This window comes from Campylobacter lari, assembly GCF_900638335.1.
GTDB lineage: Bacteria > Campylobacterota > Campylobacteria > Campylobacterales > Campylobacteraceae > Campylobacter_D > Campylobacter_D lari_E.
Map to the genome: position 1 here is coordinate 158698 of NZ_LR134508.1, position 13739 is coordinate 172436.

11 protein-coding genes are annotated in these 13739 nt (G+C 27.1%); 3 read left to right on the forward strand and 8 right to left on the reverse strand.

Annotation, left to right across the window (positions count from 1 at the left end):
• Window positions 1-3 precede the first annotated feature (3 nt).
• From EL235_RS00905 to pseI, 6 genes are read right to left on the reverse strand one after another with little or no spacing between them, the layout of a single operon-like run.
• The gene (locus EL235_RS00905) at window positions 4-1854 is read right to left on the reverse strand and encodes a motility associated factor glycosyltransferase family protein (protein ID WP_126340616.1); all 1851 of its coding nucleotides are present in this window, start codon (window positions 1852-1854) and stop codon (window positions 4-6) included.
• On the reverse strand, window positions 1851-3686 hold the full coding sequence (locus EL235_RS00910) for a motility associated factor glycosyltransferase family protein (protein WP_126340617.1): 1836 nt from the start codon (window positions 3684-3686) through the stop codon (window positions 1851-1853). Before EL235_RS00910 ends, EL235_RS00905 begins: the two co-directional genes overlap by 4 nt.
• Window positions 3683-5554, reverse strand: coding sequence for a motility associated factor glycosyltransferase family protein (locus EL235_RS00915; RefSeq protein WP_126340618.1), 1872 nt, complete (start codon window positions 5552-5554; stop codon window positions 3683-3685). The genes EL235_RS00910 and EL235_RS00915 overlap by 4 nt, the downstream gene beginning before the upstream one ends.
• The gene (locus tag EL235_RS00920) at window positions 5541-7475 is read right to left on the reverse strand and encodes a motility associated factor glycosyltransferase family protein (RefSeq protein ID WP_126340619.1); all 1935 of its coding nucleotides are present in this window, start codon (window positions 7473-7475) and stop codon (window positions 5541-5543) included. The genes EL235_RS00915 and EL235_RS00920 overlap by 14 nt, the downstream gene beginning before the upstream one ends.
• Window positions 7472-9298, reverse strand: a complete 1827-nt coding sequence (locus EL235_RS00925) for a motility associated factor glycosyltransferase family protein (protein ID WP_126340620.1) — start codon at window positions 9296-9298, stop codon at window positions 7472-7474. Before EL235_RS00925 ends, EL235_RS00920 begins: the two co-directional genes overlap by 4 nt.
• 40 nt (window positions 9299-9338) lie before the next feature.
• Window positions 9339-10373, reverse strand: a complete 1035-nt coding sequence (gene pseI, locus EL235_RS00930) for a pseudaminic acid synthase (RefSeq protein WP_126340621.1) — start codon at window positions 10371-10373, stop codon at window positions 9339-9341.
• Window positions 10374-10489: 116 nt separating this feature from the next.
• Here pseI and EL235_RS00935 point away from each other — a divergent pair, with 116 nt between their 5' ends.
• Genes EL235_RS00935 through EL235_RS00945 form a run of 3 tightly spaced genes read left to right on the forward strand, consistent with a single transcriptional unit; the run spans window position 10490 to window position 11960 of the window.
• Complete coding sequence (locus tag EL235_RS00935) at window positions 10490-10912, forward strand: hypothetical protein (RefSeq protein ID WP_039625181.1); 423 nt, start codon at window positions 10490-10492, stop codon at window positions 10910-10912.
• Complete coding sequence (gene fliN, locus EL235_RS00940) at window positions 10909-11205, forward strand: flagellar motor switch protein FliN (protein ID WP_039617302.1); 297 nt, start codon at window positions 10909-10911, stop codon at window positions 11203-11205. The genes EL235_RS00935 and fliN overlap by 4 nt, the downstream gene beginning before the upstream one ends.
• Window positions 11202-11960, forward strand: coding sequence for a hypothetical protein (locus EL235_RS00945; RefSeq protein ID WP_114639977.1), 759 nt, complete (start codon window positions 11202-11204; stop codon window positions 11958-11960). Before fliN ends, EL235_RS00945 begins: the two co-directional genes overlap by 4 nt.
• Here the strand turns inward: EL235_RS00945 and EL235_RS00950 are convergent.
• Together EL235_RS00950 and EL235_RS00955 are read right to left on the reverse strand one after the other, a co-directional pair.
• A complete protein-coding gene (locus EL235_RS00950) occupies window positions 11957-13453 on the reverse strand; it encodes a Ppx/GppA phosphatase family protein (protein ID WP_126340622.1) in 1497 nt (498 codons plus the stop codon). The genes EL235_RS00945 and EL235_RS00950 overlap by 4 nt on opposite strands.
• The gene (locus EL235_RS00955) at window positions 13453-13698 is read right to left on the reverse strand and encodes a YfhL family 4Fe-4S dicluster ferredoxin (protein WP_012660922.1); all 246 of its coding nucleotides are present in this window, start codon (window positions 13696-13698) and stop codon (window positions 13453-13455) included. The genes EL235_RS00950 and EL235_RS00955 overlap by 1 nt, the downstream gene beginning before the upstream one ends.
• Window positions 13699-13739: the final 41 nt, after the last annotated feature.

Genomic DNA, 13739 nt, shown 5'->3' on the forward strand with positions numbered 1-13739 from the left:
GTTTTACCTTGTGAGTTGAAAAAGTTCTATAGAATTGTCTTTTATTGTAGTGTCAAATACGTATAAAAGATGTAAAAGAGTTTTAAAAGTTTCCTCGTATTCTTTCAAAAGTTCTAAAATCATAGTATTTTGTTCTTGTAAATTGTTTGGATTTTTACATAAAATAGCATTTACTTTTAGCTCGTGATGATATAAAATATGCGGATAAAGCTCATATGCACCATTAGATCTTTTATGAAGTTGTGTTTTAAAAGTGTCAATTTGTGAAAAAAGTTTTTTTACTTTTAAAGTTTTTTTACTTTTTGAAATTTGCTCTAAAATATTTTGTATTTTTTTAATATTATTTTGGTTTATGATAATCATTTTTTCTATATTTCTTGTTGCTTTTTTTAGATTTTTACTTAATTTTGCTTGGGTTATTTTAAAGTGTCTTAGATAAGCTTTATCTTCCTTCAACAATTCTTCGCATAACTCTTTAAAAGGTTTTTCTATACTTCCTTCTATCCTAGCCCCACCTTCTGTGGCATTGTAGGTTGTAATGTTTGATTTGTTTTTATGAACAATAATATCTTTTTCAAAAATATCTTTAAAAACTTTCCACCATTTATTAGTTTCAACCTTACCATTGCCGCCATAAGCAGTAATAAACAAACCTTGTTTTCTATCATTTTCACTTTCTTCTCCATGAACATAATCTTTAGGATGAGAATTCCCATCTTCACCATAAGCTAAATCTTGTCCTATTAAGATAATATTTTTATGACCTAATTTTACAGCTAATTCATAAGCCATATTAGCCACACTCATACCTGAACCTAAATAACCATAATCATTCATATTTAGACTTTGTGCAAAAGGTAGTGGTCTATGTACTAGCATAAAATTTCTATTGTTTTTCTTTAAGTATTCTATGGTTTTTTGATGCACTAAACTTGCAACAATAAACAATATATCTTTATCAAAATCTTTAAAATCATTGTCAAAACATTTGCTAACTGTTTCTGTTCTTTCAAGCATTAAAACATAATCAGGCTTAATATTATGCTTTGCTAATATAGGATAAGCACTATCAGCACATATAATACTAGCTTTACTAGCATATTCTTTTAATAAAGGTAGCTGTTTAATCAAAGATGGACCAGTAGAAACTATAATAGCATTTTCTATTTTACCTTTTCTTTGTTTGAGTAAGTCCTTTAAACTAGGGTTGGAGATAAGAAAAATTAAATTTTTAACAAATTGAGTGATGCCTTGTAATGAATCACTTGGTGCATTACCGACTTTTGTATGGTTAAGTTTTATTGCTTGTATAAGATAATCATTGATTTTTTTAATATTATAAGTATTGTAAAAAGCACTATGTGTAAAAAGATTATAAATTTTATAATAATTTCTTATAGTGGGATAGTTCATTAAAACATCAAGTTGAGCAAAGGTTGTTAAGGGTGTATAAAACAAAACCACTTTTTCATTTCTTATCTCTTCACTTAAATCTAAATAATGAAAAACTAAATAAATAATCTCTAATTCTTCTTCAAAAATAACCAAATGATTTCTAATAGGATTAGAAAGCAAAGCTTTGTATAAAATTCCATTACCTAAACCATAAAAAAATAAAACAGGATATCTTAAAAATTCTTCATTAAATAGCTTTAAACTTTCATTTAATTCTTTTAAAGGATCTTTATATATAAATTCTTTTCTTTTTTTATCTAATATATTAATATCTAAATTATCACTACTTCCTTGAAAAAGTTCAAATTGCTTACATTCTTTTAATTCCCTTAGTTTTAAAGCTAGAGGTTGATCTTTTTCAAATAAAGCTTGAGTATTTTTTAAAAAGAGTTCATTCATGAAAAATCCTTAGAAATTAAAATTTGTATATCGGCTATGGTTTGATTTATTATAGAATATTGTGTTTGGATAAGATTTGCTATTTCTTTGATATGTCTTTCATGGTTAATTATATAACTGAGTTGATTTATTTTTTCTTTTGTTGTATTGTTTGCATCGATACATTCTAATTTTATGAAATTACACTCATTAGTATACATATAGCTTAGTAAAATTGTAGAAAAATATTTACTAGATAAAATATTTTCTTTATATGATTTTAATTCTTGTTTTAAGCTTGCGATTTGATTAAAATTGATCACATTTAAACTTTCTTCTAAGCTTAAATGAGTTGGTAGCTTGTTGAGCATTGAAGAGATGTTTTGAACTTTTACTAAAAGATTTTGAGCTTGATTTAAAAAATCTACAGCTTTTTGATTGATTGTATTAAAATGTTTTAAAGCTTTTGTAAGATTTTTACGAATATCTTTTTTATCTGGTAATGAAAGTTTTTGAAAATTTTTAACACTTTCTTTGCTAATAAGATTTTCACAAAGTTCTTTAAAAGGTTTTTCTATACTTCCTTCTATTCTAGCTCCACCTTCGGTGGCATTATAGGTTTTTATAAAATTTTTATTTTGAGCTATATCGTATTCGTACTTTTCTTTATATAGCATCCATGCTGCATGAGTATAAACTTCATTTTCTCCGCCATAAGCTGTCGTTTTAATGTGATCATAGCGAGTGGAATCTAAATTTGTTCCATGTAAAAATTCATTAGGATGAGAATTGCCTTTTTCATCAAAAGCTAAATCTTGTCCTATTAATATGATGTTTTCATATCCTAAAGATACTGCAAAATTATAAGCTAAATTTGCAACAGAATTAAAACTTAAATCACAATATCCATAATCATCAAAACCAAAACTAACGCAAAATGAATTTGTTGAAAGATTGATTATGTAGTTTCTATTGTTTCTATTCATCATTTCTATGGTTTTTGGAAAAACACTATCACTAAATATAAACAATATATCCTTATCAAAATTTTTAAAATTGTTATCAAAAAATTTCCAAGAAGCTTCTATTTCCTCTATCTCTTCATTCGCTATGCTTCTTTCTATGCAAAATACATAGTCAGGTTTTATTCCGTATCTATGTAAAATAGGATAAGAGCCATCTGCGCAAAATATGCTTACTTTTTGTTGGACTTCTTTTAGCAGAGGAAGTTGTTTGATTAAGCTTGGACCGCTTGCAACGATAATAGCGGTTTTGTTTGTGGCTTTATGTTTTTCTAAAAATTCTTTTGTACTTGCATGGGTTAGTGCTTTTGGGAGATTTTTACAAAAATATTTGATAATTATTTTACAATCATCACTTGATTGCAAAGCATTTAATATACTTAAAATGGCTTTTTGAATAAACTCTTGTATATTTTGGATAAAACAAGACTCTTTAAAAGGTATAATCGTTGATATATCTTTATAAAACATAAAATTTTGTTGCAAAAACAATTCTTTTGCCTTATTAAAATTAAAATCTTTTGTATAAAATATAAATAATTGTTGATTATTTAAAAACGAGGATATATCATTGCTTTTTAAAAAATCATAAAGATGATTTAAATCATCTTCAAAAATCACTAAATGTTTTAAATTTTGATTTTTAAAAGCTTCATATATATATATACCTATACCATAAACAAATAAAACAGGATGATTTTTATAGCAAGTTTTTAGGGAATTGATGAAATTTTTATCTTGTATTTGAAAAGATTTTGTAGGGTTTAATTGCAAAAGTTTAATTTTTAAATTTTCATCTAAGGCGTTTAAATTTTTTATAAAAATATTCATTTTTGTTCTTTTTGTAGAATTTCAAGTAAAATATCAAGATATTTAATGAGCTGCTCTATCCATAATTCGTGTTTTAAAAGCCAAGTTATCATACGAACTTTTTTATCTTCTTGAGTATGAGCGCTCATAAGTGAAATTTTAGCTAGTTCTAATTCTATATTTTTTAAAGCAGGATTTAGCACTTCTCCTAATTCTAACATTTTCTCTATGTCGGCTTTGAGTAAATGTAAGCTATCGTTGGTGTTTAAAATTTTTTTAAAATCCAATTCATGGATATTATTAGAATGACTAGTATAGTTTAGGGTATCCTTTAGTACTTCTTTGAGATTTTTACTGCTAATAAGAATTTGAGAGATTTTTTGTATTTTATAATTTAATTTTTTGCTAACCTCATCTTTTTTATCTTGAATTTCTTTTTTACTTAAAGTTTGCAATTTTCCAAATAAAGGCTTATTTTCTTTTAATAAATTTTCACATAATTCTTTAAAAGGTTTTTCTATACTTCCTTCTATTCTAGCTCCACCTTCAGTGGCGTTGTAGGTTTTTATATCTAGTGGATTCATTAAGGCTATATCTTTTTCAAATGTTTCTTTAAATATTTTCCACCATCTATTAGTTTCTACTTCTTTATTACCACCATAAGCGGTAACAAATAGACCTTGTTTTCTGCTTCCTTCAAAGTCTTCTTTAAAATAATGATAATCTTTAGGATGAGAATTCCCATCTTCACCATAAGCTAAATCTTGTCCTATTAAGATAATATTTTTATGACCTAATTTTACAGCTAATTCATAAGCCATATTAGCCACACTCATACCTGAACCTAAATAACCATAATCATTCATATTTAGACTTTGTGCAAAAGGTAGTGGTCTATGTACTAGCATAAAATTTCTATTGTTTTTCTTTAAGTATTCTATAGTTTTTGGAAAAACCATACTAACTAAAACAAACAATATATCTTTATCAAAATCTTTAAAATCATTATTAAAAAATTCAGAAGTTCTTTCTATTCTTTCTAAAGACAACACATAATCAGGCTTAATGTTATGTTTTGCTAATATAGGATAAGCACTATCAGCACATATAATACTAGCTTTACTAGCATATTCTTTTAATAAAGGTAGCTGTTTAATCAAAGATGGACCAGTAGAAACTATAATAGCATTTTCTATTTTACCTTTTCTTTGTTTGAGTAAGTCCTTTAAACTAGGGTTGGCTAATTGATAAGGTAGATTGTGTAAAAGTTGGGTGATGCCTTGGAGGGAGTCTTTAGGGTCATTGCCAAGTTCTGTGATAAGATTTAAACAAAGTTCTTGAGTATTTTTTTCAAAAACACAAACATCTTTATAGTTATTATAATAAGGAGAATGTGTAAATAATTTGATATTTTGCAAGTAATTTCTCACGTGTAGTTCTTTCCCTAAGAATATATTCAAATGCGTTTTATCAAAATTTTCCACCACATACAATCTTTTATCTTTTAATTCTTGACTAAAATCTATTAAATGAAAAACTATATAAAGTATTTCAATATTAGGTTCAAAAACAACTATACTTTTATGATTTTCATTTTTTAATAAAGCTTTATATAATAAACCATTACCTAGACCATAAAAAAATAAAACAGGATATCTTTCATATTTGGTATAAATTTCATTATATTTTTCATCAAAGAATTTTTCAGGATTATCATATAAATTTTGTTTTAATTCATGATCATATATATTGACATCAAAAGCACTCTTTCCTGCAAATACCTCAAAACGCTCATTTGTTTTTACATCTTCTATTTTATCAGCTAGAGTAGCATTATAACTTTCCAATGCTCCTAGGTTTTTATTAAAATTAGCTTCATAGGTGTTCATTGTTTTCCTCTATAAAGTCTTTTAAACTTTGTATTGATTTTTCCATGATTTTTGTTTGGGATTCTAAGGTTTCTATGACTAATTTAAGCCATTCTTCGTGCTTTATAAGCCAAATAATCATACGAATTTTTTTATCTTCTTGAGTATGAGCACTCATAAGCGAAATTTTAGCTAGTTCAAGTTCTGTTAAAGTTAAGGCAGCGGCTAGTTGGTCGGAAAATACAGCCATTTTTTCATCTTCTAAAAATTCTTTAACTTTGTGAATTTCATCATTAGTTTTTAAAATTTTAACAAAATCAATAGTATTTAAATCAATATGATATCTAGTTTGTTCAATGACCTTTAAAATAGGTTTTAAAAGCTTTTGACATTGATAAATTTTACTTTTTGCAAATTTAATAAGTTCTAAAAAATAATCATAGTTTTGTTTTGCTAATAAAATTTGTTCTTTCTTTGGCAAACTTTGTAAAAAAGGAAAAATAATTTTATCTTCTTTTAATAACTCATCACAAAGTTCTTTAAAAGGTTTTTCTATAGTGCCTTCTATCCTAGCTCCACCTTCAGTGGCATTGTAGGTTGTAATGTTGTTTTTAGCAGTTTCTTTTATGTAAAGTTCATAACTTTGTATGTAATATTTCCATCCTTGATGGGTAATCACTTCACCCTTGCCACCATAAGCTGTAGTTTTTATACGCTTTTCTAAACTAGGAACATTGTTGTCAAAGCTATTTCCATATAAAAATTCCATAGGATGAGAATTACCTTTTTCATCAAAAGCTAAATCTTGCCCTATAAGTATAATGTTTTTATGTCCCAATTTTACAGCCAACTCATATCCCATATAGGCTACATTTAAACCACCTAAAGTCCCAAAATCATTTATTAGTATTTTGTGAGTAAATTTTGATGATGGTCTTAAAACTAACAAATAATTTCTATGATTTTTTTCTAAATACTTTATGGTATCTGGATGCGTTGGTGTTGTGATAATAAAGTTGATATCTTTATCAAATTCTTTAAAATCATTATCAAAGAATTTGCTAGTAAGTTCACTTGGGTCTAAAGACATCACAATATCTGGTTTTATATTATATTTTGCAAGCATAGAATAGCTTCCATCAGCACTTATAATGGTAGCTTTATTTTGAATTTCTTTTAGCAAAGGGAGTTGCTTGATTAAGCTTGGACCACTTGCGACAATAATGGCAGTTTTATTTTTCCCTTTTCTTTGATTGATAAAATCTTTAAATAAAGCTTTTGTAAGCATTTTTGGTGTATTTTCTATAGAAAATCTTAAATCTTGCGACAAGGTTCTTATTCTATTGCTTCCTTGGGCGTTAAAAACATACATAATTTTTTCATTTAGTTTTTTTTCTAATTCCTCTATATGTGTTTTGTGTTGATTGTAATAGGAATTTAAAGATAAAATTTTACTATCATAAAGATAGTTTCGAACAAAAAGCTCTCCCATTAAAAAATTTATAATATCATCCATGTCAAAATCATTTGTATCCACCACATACAATCTTTTATCTTTTAATTCTTGACTAAAATCTATTAAATGAAAAACTATATAAAGTATTTCAATATTAGGTTCAAAAACAACTATACTTTTATGATTTTCATTTTTTAATAAAGCTTTATATAATAAACCATTACCTAGACCATAAAAAAATAAAACAGGATATCTTTCATATTTGGTATAAATTTCATTATATTTTTCATCAAAGAATTTTTCAGGATTATCATATAAATTTTGTTTTAATTCATGATCATATATATTGACATCAAAAGCACTCTTTCCTGCAAATACCTCAAAACGCTCATTTGTTTTTACATCTTCTATTTTATCAGCTAGAGTAGCATTATAACTTTCCAATGCTCCTAGGTTTTTATTAAAATTAGCTTCATAGGTGTTCATGAAAGACCTTCTTCTATGCTTTGAATTTGTAATTTTATATGAGGTATAATAAAATCAATCCAATTTAAATGTATTTCTAAGTATTCTTTCCTCTTTGAATATTCTTCTTCTATGTTTGTAGGATTTTTTATATAATTTTGTGCAATTTTATATTCAAAATGAAAAAATATTGAACGAATAAGATCTAAGAAATAATTTTTAAATTCTTCATTCTCAAATCTAGCTTTCATTTGATAAATTCTTTGGCTCAGAGGGTTAAAATATTCACTTTCAAAATTTAAATTTTCTAAGCATCGAGTAAGATCTGATTTTAAAATTTCACACTCGTTGATGTAACTTCTTCCTAAAATAACAATCCCTCTCAAACACTCATCAATCTTATCTTTTTTATCTTGAATTTCTTTTTTACTTAAAGTTTGCAATTTTCCAAATAAAGGCTTATTTTCTTTTAATAAATTTTCACATAATTCTTTAAAAGATTTTTCTATACTTCCTTCTATCCTAGCTCCACCTTCAGTGGCATTATAGGTTGTAATGCTATTAGTATCTATAGAATACTCTAAGCTTTCTTTAAATAAAATCCACCATTGGTTCGTTTCAACCTTGCCATTGCCACCATAAGCAGTGATAAATAAACCTTCTTTTCTATCATTTTCACTTTCTTGGGTATGTAGATATTCTTTAGGATGTGAATTACCATTCTCATCATAAGCTAAATCTTGCCCTATTAAGATAATATTCTTATGTCCTAGCTTTATGGCTAAATCATAAGCCATATTTGCCACACTCATACCCGTACCTAAATAACCATAATCATCCATATGTAATGCTTTAGAAAAAGGTAGTGGTCTATGTACTAATATATACGGTTTTTTTGTTTTTTCTAAAGTATCTATAACACTTTTATGTGCTACACTAGCTATAATAAATAATATATCTTTATCAAATTCTTGATTATCTTGTTCAAAACATTGATAAACAAGATCATGTCTTTCTAAAGCTAATACATAATCAGGTTTTATATTGTGCTTTGCTAATATAGGATAAGCTGTATCAGCACAAAAGATACTAGCTTTGTTAGCATATTCTTTTAATAAAGGTAGCTGTTTAATCAAAGATGGACCAGTAGAAACTATAATAGCATTTTCTATTTTACCTTTTCTTTGTTTGAGTAAGTCCTTTAAACTAGGTTTGGCTAATTGATAAGGTAGATTGTGTAAAAGTTGGGTGATACCTTCGAAGGAGTCTTCTGATGAGTTTCCTTGTCTAACAACTAAAGATTTTATATTTTCTATACACAAAGAATTGGTCATAGCTATGGCATTTTCGTAAATTTCATAGAAATTTGACATTAAAAGCAAATCATAAGTTTTTACAAAAAAATGAATTTTTTCTTGTTCAAAAAAACGATAAAAAGTTAAAAAGTTAATATTCTCATATAGATAAATATGAAGTCTTTTATCTTGTAAATCTTGGCTAAAATCATTTAAATGTAAAGCAATATATAAAAGTTCAATTTCAGGCTCTATAACGCAAATATAATCTTTGAGTGGATTTTTTAATAATTCAAAAATTAACATACCATTGCCAATTCCAAAAAAGATCAAAAAAGGATGTCTTTTGTAGTTTTGCTCATAAAAAGATAAATTATCTAAAGCATTTTGTATGCAAAATTGTTTTGTTTTGTGATCATAAATATCATAGTTTTTTTCAAAAAGTTCAAATCTTTCGTTGGATTTTATTTGTAAGATTTTATCAGCTAAGCTCGCATTGATTTCTTTTAAAACTTGTAAATTTTTAGAAAAATTAAGTTCAAGTAGCATTATAGTTCCTTGTTTATATTTTTTTAAGCAAAAGCACAAATTATTCCAAAAAATGATCTTTTTTTAACGCTTGCCCAAATTCTATATCACAACTTGCTTTTTTACCAAGTATGATAGGCAAAAATTTAGGATGTAAGCCAATGCTCGGTCTTACACTTTTTACATTTTCTAGTGTAAAAATTTCTCCTTTTTTGATGTCTTTACTAGCATATAAGCTTCTTGCAAAATGGCGATTTTTTAAAGTTTTTTCATCTATTGTTAAGCTAGATTTGCCTAGTGCTTGCTCGCTTAAACGCACCATAGAACACATTTGTTTAAACTCGTCAAAATCAAGACTAAATTTAGCATCAGCACTATTTAAAGTTTTATCTAATATAAAATGTTTTTCTATTACTCTTGCTCCAAGAGCAACAGCTAAGGTCGGCGCTAAAAATCCCTCGCTATGATCGCTTAAACCTACCATGGTTTTAAATTTTTCTTGTAAGGTTTTAATAGTGTTTAAATTTAAATCGCAAATTTGTGAAGGATAGGCTGAAGTACATTTAAGTAAAATCAGATTTGGGTTGTTTTCTTCTTGGAAAATTTTAACAATCATTTCAAGTTCTTCTTCATAGGCTATGCCTGTAGAAACTAAGGTAGGTTTGTTTTCTTTTGCCACATAACGCACAAAATCGTAATCATTTGCTTCAAAAGAAGCGATTTTATAAGCTGGGGGATTAAATTGTCTTAAAAAATTCACATCTTCTTTAGAAAAGGGACTAGAAAAGCAGATTAGCCCTTCATTTTTGGCGCATTCAAAAAGTTTTTCATGCCATTCATAAGGTGTTTTAGCTTCTTCATATAATTCATATAGTTTGCGTCCATGCCACAAACCACCTTCGATAATAAAATCTTTTTTATTAGAATTTAGTGTTAAGCTATCTGGGGTGTAGGTTTGAATTTTTATGGCATCAGCTCCTGCTTTTTTAGCCGCTTGTATAGTTTTTAAAGCTACTTCAAGGCTGTTTGCATGGTTGGCTGAAAGCTCGGCAATGATAAAAACTTTTTCATTTAAATTGAAATTTTCTATAAACATTAAAAACCTTTTTTTAATTTAAATAAAAATTTACTATATTTTATATTTTAATTATTAATTATGATTAAAGGTTTATTTAGTAAAATAAATTTAATTAAGTTATCTAAGGAAAAACTATGACTAAAACACTTGAGTATTCGATTTATCATTTTTTTGAGCATATTTTAAAATTAAAAATTTCACAAAAAAGTGTGATTAGAGGTGAGCTTTATGGGGCTTCTATACCTTTGTATTTTAAAGATGAGGAATATAGTTTTTATTTATTTTTTCAAAAACAAGCTTTAAATGAAATTGCGTTATTTTTATTACATGAAGAGTTAAAAGAAGATGGTTTAGCAGATTTGGTAAAAGAAGTAGCTAATCAAATCATAGGTTATGCTAAAAAATTACTTAATGATACCAATGGTAAAGATGAATATCGCTTAGGAGTTCCTGAATATTTAGGACGTATTGATGGATTCTCAAAAATCAAACTCAAAGAAAAATTTACTTATGAAGTCAAAAATGCTTCTTTTAGAATAGGTTATAAAAAAATATGATAGAAGATCATTTAGGATTATTGCAATCTTATGAAGATATTTTAGATATTAGTGTTGATTTTGTTAGTGAGCTTGGCACAACTAATATGAGTGTAAGAGATCTTTTAAAGCTAGAAGTTGGTTCTGTGATAGATCTTGAAAAGCCAGCAGGTGAGAGTGTGGAGCTTTACTTAAATAAAAGAATTTTTGGCAAGGGCGAGGTGATGGTGTATGAAAAAAACCTTGCTATAAGGATTAACGAGATTTTAGATTCAAAATCAGTATTGCAGTATTTTAAAAAAGAATTGCAATGAAATTTGTTTGGATTTTATTGTTTGCTCTGCCTCTTTTTGGAGCAAAAATTCTTGATTATAATATCTATCCAAGAGAAGATAGGGTAGATATTACTTTTTCATTTGATGTTCCTTACAAAGAAGGTGTTAGTCAAAAGAGAAAAGATAACATTATTATTTTTACTTTAAATGCTCAAAGTGCTAAAGAAGAAGATAAGATAATAAATTCTAATATTGTTAAAAAAATAAAAATCTTTTCAGAGGGTAAGAAAACTTTTATAGCTTTAAGTATTGGCGATAAGATACAAATTAATGCAGATGCAATTGGCGAATATGGTTTAAGACTACGTGCGCAAAAAGAGGGCACAAATTTAACTACCAAAAAAAACTTAAATAAAAAAGATGAGGAAATAAAAATGCAAGAGTATGATTTTACAAATTATATTTTAGTTGTAAGTGTTTTAATACTTTTGCTTGTCGGACTTTGGTTTTTAAAAATGTATTTAAGACAAAAACATCCCTTAGATAGAAATTTTAATTTGATTTTTCAAAGACCACTTGATAGACATAATCAACTTGTAGTTTTTGAATATGGTTTGAAGCGTTACACCATGATTATAGGAAACTCTAATGTGGTATTAGAGACAAGCGAAGCTTTGGCAAAAAATGAAGAGCAAAACAAAGCGTCTCAAAAGCCAAAAGAAAAAGATTTTGACTCTTATTTTGAAGAAAATAAACAAAGATTGCAAAATTTACTTTTAAAACAAAATAATTAATTTTTTTGATTAAAAGCTAAAATGATAAGTTTTGGCTTTGAAATCTTTTTAATCTCTTCTTTTGAAAAATAAATTTGCTTTTTATCTGAGTAAATATACAAAGTGTGATTTTTTAGCATAAAATCAAGATTTATATCAGTGTCTTTTGCTAACTTTTTTGCTAATGCAAGAATGAAATTAAGCCAAGTTAATATATGATTGTTTGGTAATAACTCTTTAACATGTTCAATAGCAAATGGATTGATTTTTTTACCATTGGCCTTTAAAAGAGTTGCAATAAGTAAAATTTCCTTATGTGAAAAGCCAAAATTTAAGCCACTCATTGCCATGTAGGCACTATGCTCATTAGCAAAATAAAAATTAATTCTTTCGCCTATGTGGGCTAATTTGGCAGCATTTAAAAGATCTTTTTTAAAAGCAATATCAACTTTATGAATAGGTAAAAGTACATCAAATAGTTTATTTGCAAAATATGCACTTTTATCGCCATAGTCTATATTAAAACGATCTTGTAAAGATTTTAAGCTCGGATTAAAATTAGGTGGAAATTTAGCATTAAATTTTGAAAAATCAGTAGTGTCATTTTTTATCTTGGCGTATTTTTGAAAAAGATTAGATAAAAACACACCTTCTCTTACACCTACTGCTGAGGTGATGATATTTTTGGCTTTTAAGTTTTTTGCTAAGGCTAAAAAGATTACGCAACCTTCTTTTATAGTATCAAAACGATCCTTTTTGATATTAAAATCAACTAAATTTTTAGCATTTTGAATTTTCTCTATGTGATTTTTTTCTTTCTCAAAACTATAGCTAAAATTGTGAATCATTTTTAATGGATAAGAGTTTTTTTTCATTATAGAATTTGACAATGCTCTTAAACTGCCACCTATGGCAATAATATTGTCATTTTGAAAGCGTTTTGGAACTTGCATTAGCGCTTCTTGTATAAACTGATCTAGGGCATTAAATCTTTTAGTATCATAAAAAATTTCTTTTAATCTTACAGTTCCTAGATCAAGTGAAATACAATCTATAATTTTACCTTCTTTAATCAAGCAAAGCTCGGTTGATCCTCCACCTATGTCTATGGTGGTGGCATTTTGAATATTTGATAACAAATTTAGCGCAGCAAGACCACCTAAAAATGATTCTGTTTTTCCATTAATACATTTTATATTTAAACCTACATTTTTTGCTATTCTAGCAATAAAGTCTTTTGCATTCGGTGCATCTCTTAATGCAGAAGTTCCAACAGCAATAATTTTTCTACACTTTTCTTTTAAAGCTTTTTCTTTAAAGTAAGCCAAAGCTTTCTCGGCTTTAAGCATAGCTTCTTCTTGGAGGATTTTATTATTATTATAGGCATTTTCTCCAAGTCTTACTTTCTTCTTATGTTCGCTACAAATAAAAAAACCATATCTTGAGGTTTTTTCAAAAACTACCATGCGAACAGAATTAGAACCAAGGTCAATTACTGCTGTTTTTTTAGCCATTAAATATCTTTATTTTTATGTTTCAAGCGAAGCTCGTCAATGCTTTCTACATTGTCAGGATCGGGTATGATGCAATCTACCGGACAGGCCACTATACAAGCTGGTTCTGAAAATTCATTTACACATTCAGTGCATAGATCAGGATCTATAACATAGATTGGATCATTATCATAAATTGCCTCATCTGGACATTCTTCCCTGCATGCATCACAGGATATACATTCTCTAGTGATTAAAAGCGACATACTTTTCCTTTTATGAGTAATAAAGCAAACTTATACTATAT

Bases quoted from the DNA above. Each gene is read 5' to 3' on its own strand.
- EL235_RS00905 (WP_126340616.1), bottom strand. From the start codon at position 1,854: ATGAATGAACTCTTTTTAAAAAATACTCAAGCTTTATTTGAAAAAGAT.
- EL235_RS00910 (WP_126340617.1), bottom strand. From the start codon at position 3,686: ATGAATATTTTTATAAAAAATTTAAACGCCTTAGATGAAAATTTAAAA.
- EL235_RS00915 (WP_126340618.1), bottom strand. From the start codon at position 5,554: ATGAACACCTATGAAGCTAATTTTAATAAAAACCTAGGAGCATTGGAA.
- EL235_RS00920 (WP_126340619.1), bottom strand. From the start codon at position 7,475: ATGAACACCTATGAAGCTAATTTTAATAAAAACCTAGGAGCATTGGAA.
- EL235_RS00925 (WP_126340620.1), bottom strand. From the start codon at position 9,298: ATGCTACTTGAACTTAATTTTTCTAAAAATTTACAAGTTTTAAAAGAA.
- pseI (WP_126340621.1), bottom strand. From the start codon at position 10,373: ATGTTTATAGAAAATTTCAATTTAAATGAAAAAGTTTTTATCATTGCC.
- EL235_RS00935 (WP_039625181.1), top strand. From the start codon at position 10,490: ATGACTAAAACACTTGAGTATTCGATTTATCATTTTTTTGAGCATATT.
- fliN (WP_039617302.1), top strand. From the start codon at position 10,909: ATGATAGAAGATCATTTAGGATTATTGCAATCTTATGAAGATATTTTA.
- EL235_RS00945 (WP_114639977.1), top strand. From the start codon at position 11,202: ATGAAATTTGTTTGGATTTTATTGTTTGCTCTGCCTCTTTTTGGAGCA.
- EL235_RS00950 (WP_126340622.1), bottom strand. From the start codon at position 13,453: ATGGCTAAAAAAACAGCAGTAATTGACCTTGGTTCTAATTCTGTTCGC.
- EL235_RS00955 (WP_012660922.1), bottom strand. From the start codon at position 13,698: ATGTCGCTTTTAATCACTAGAGAATGTATATCCTGTGATGCATGCAGG.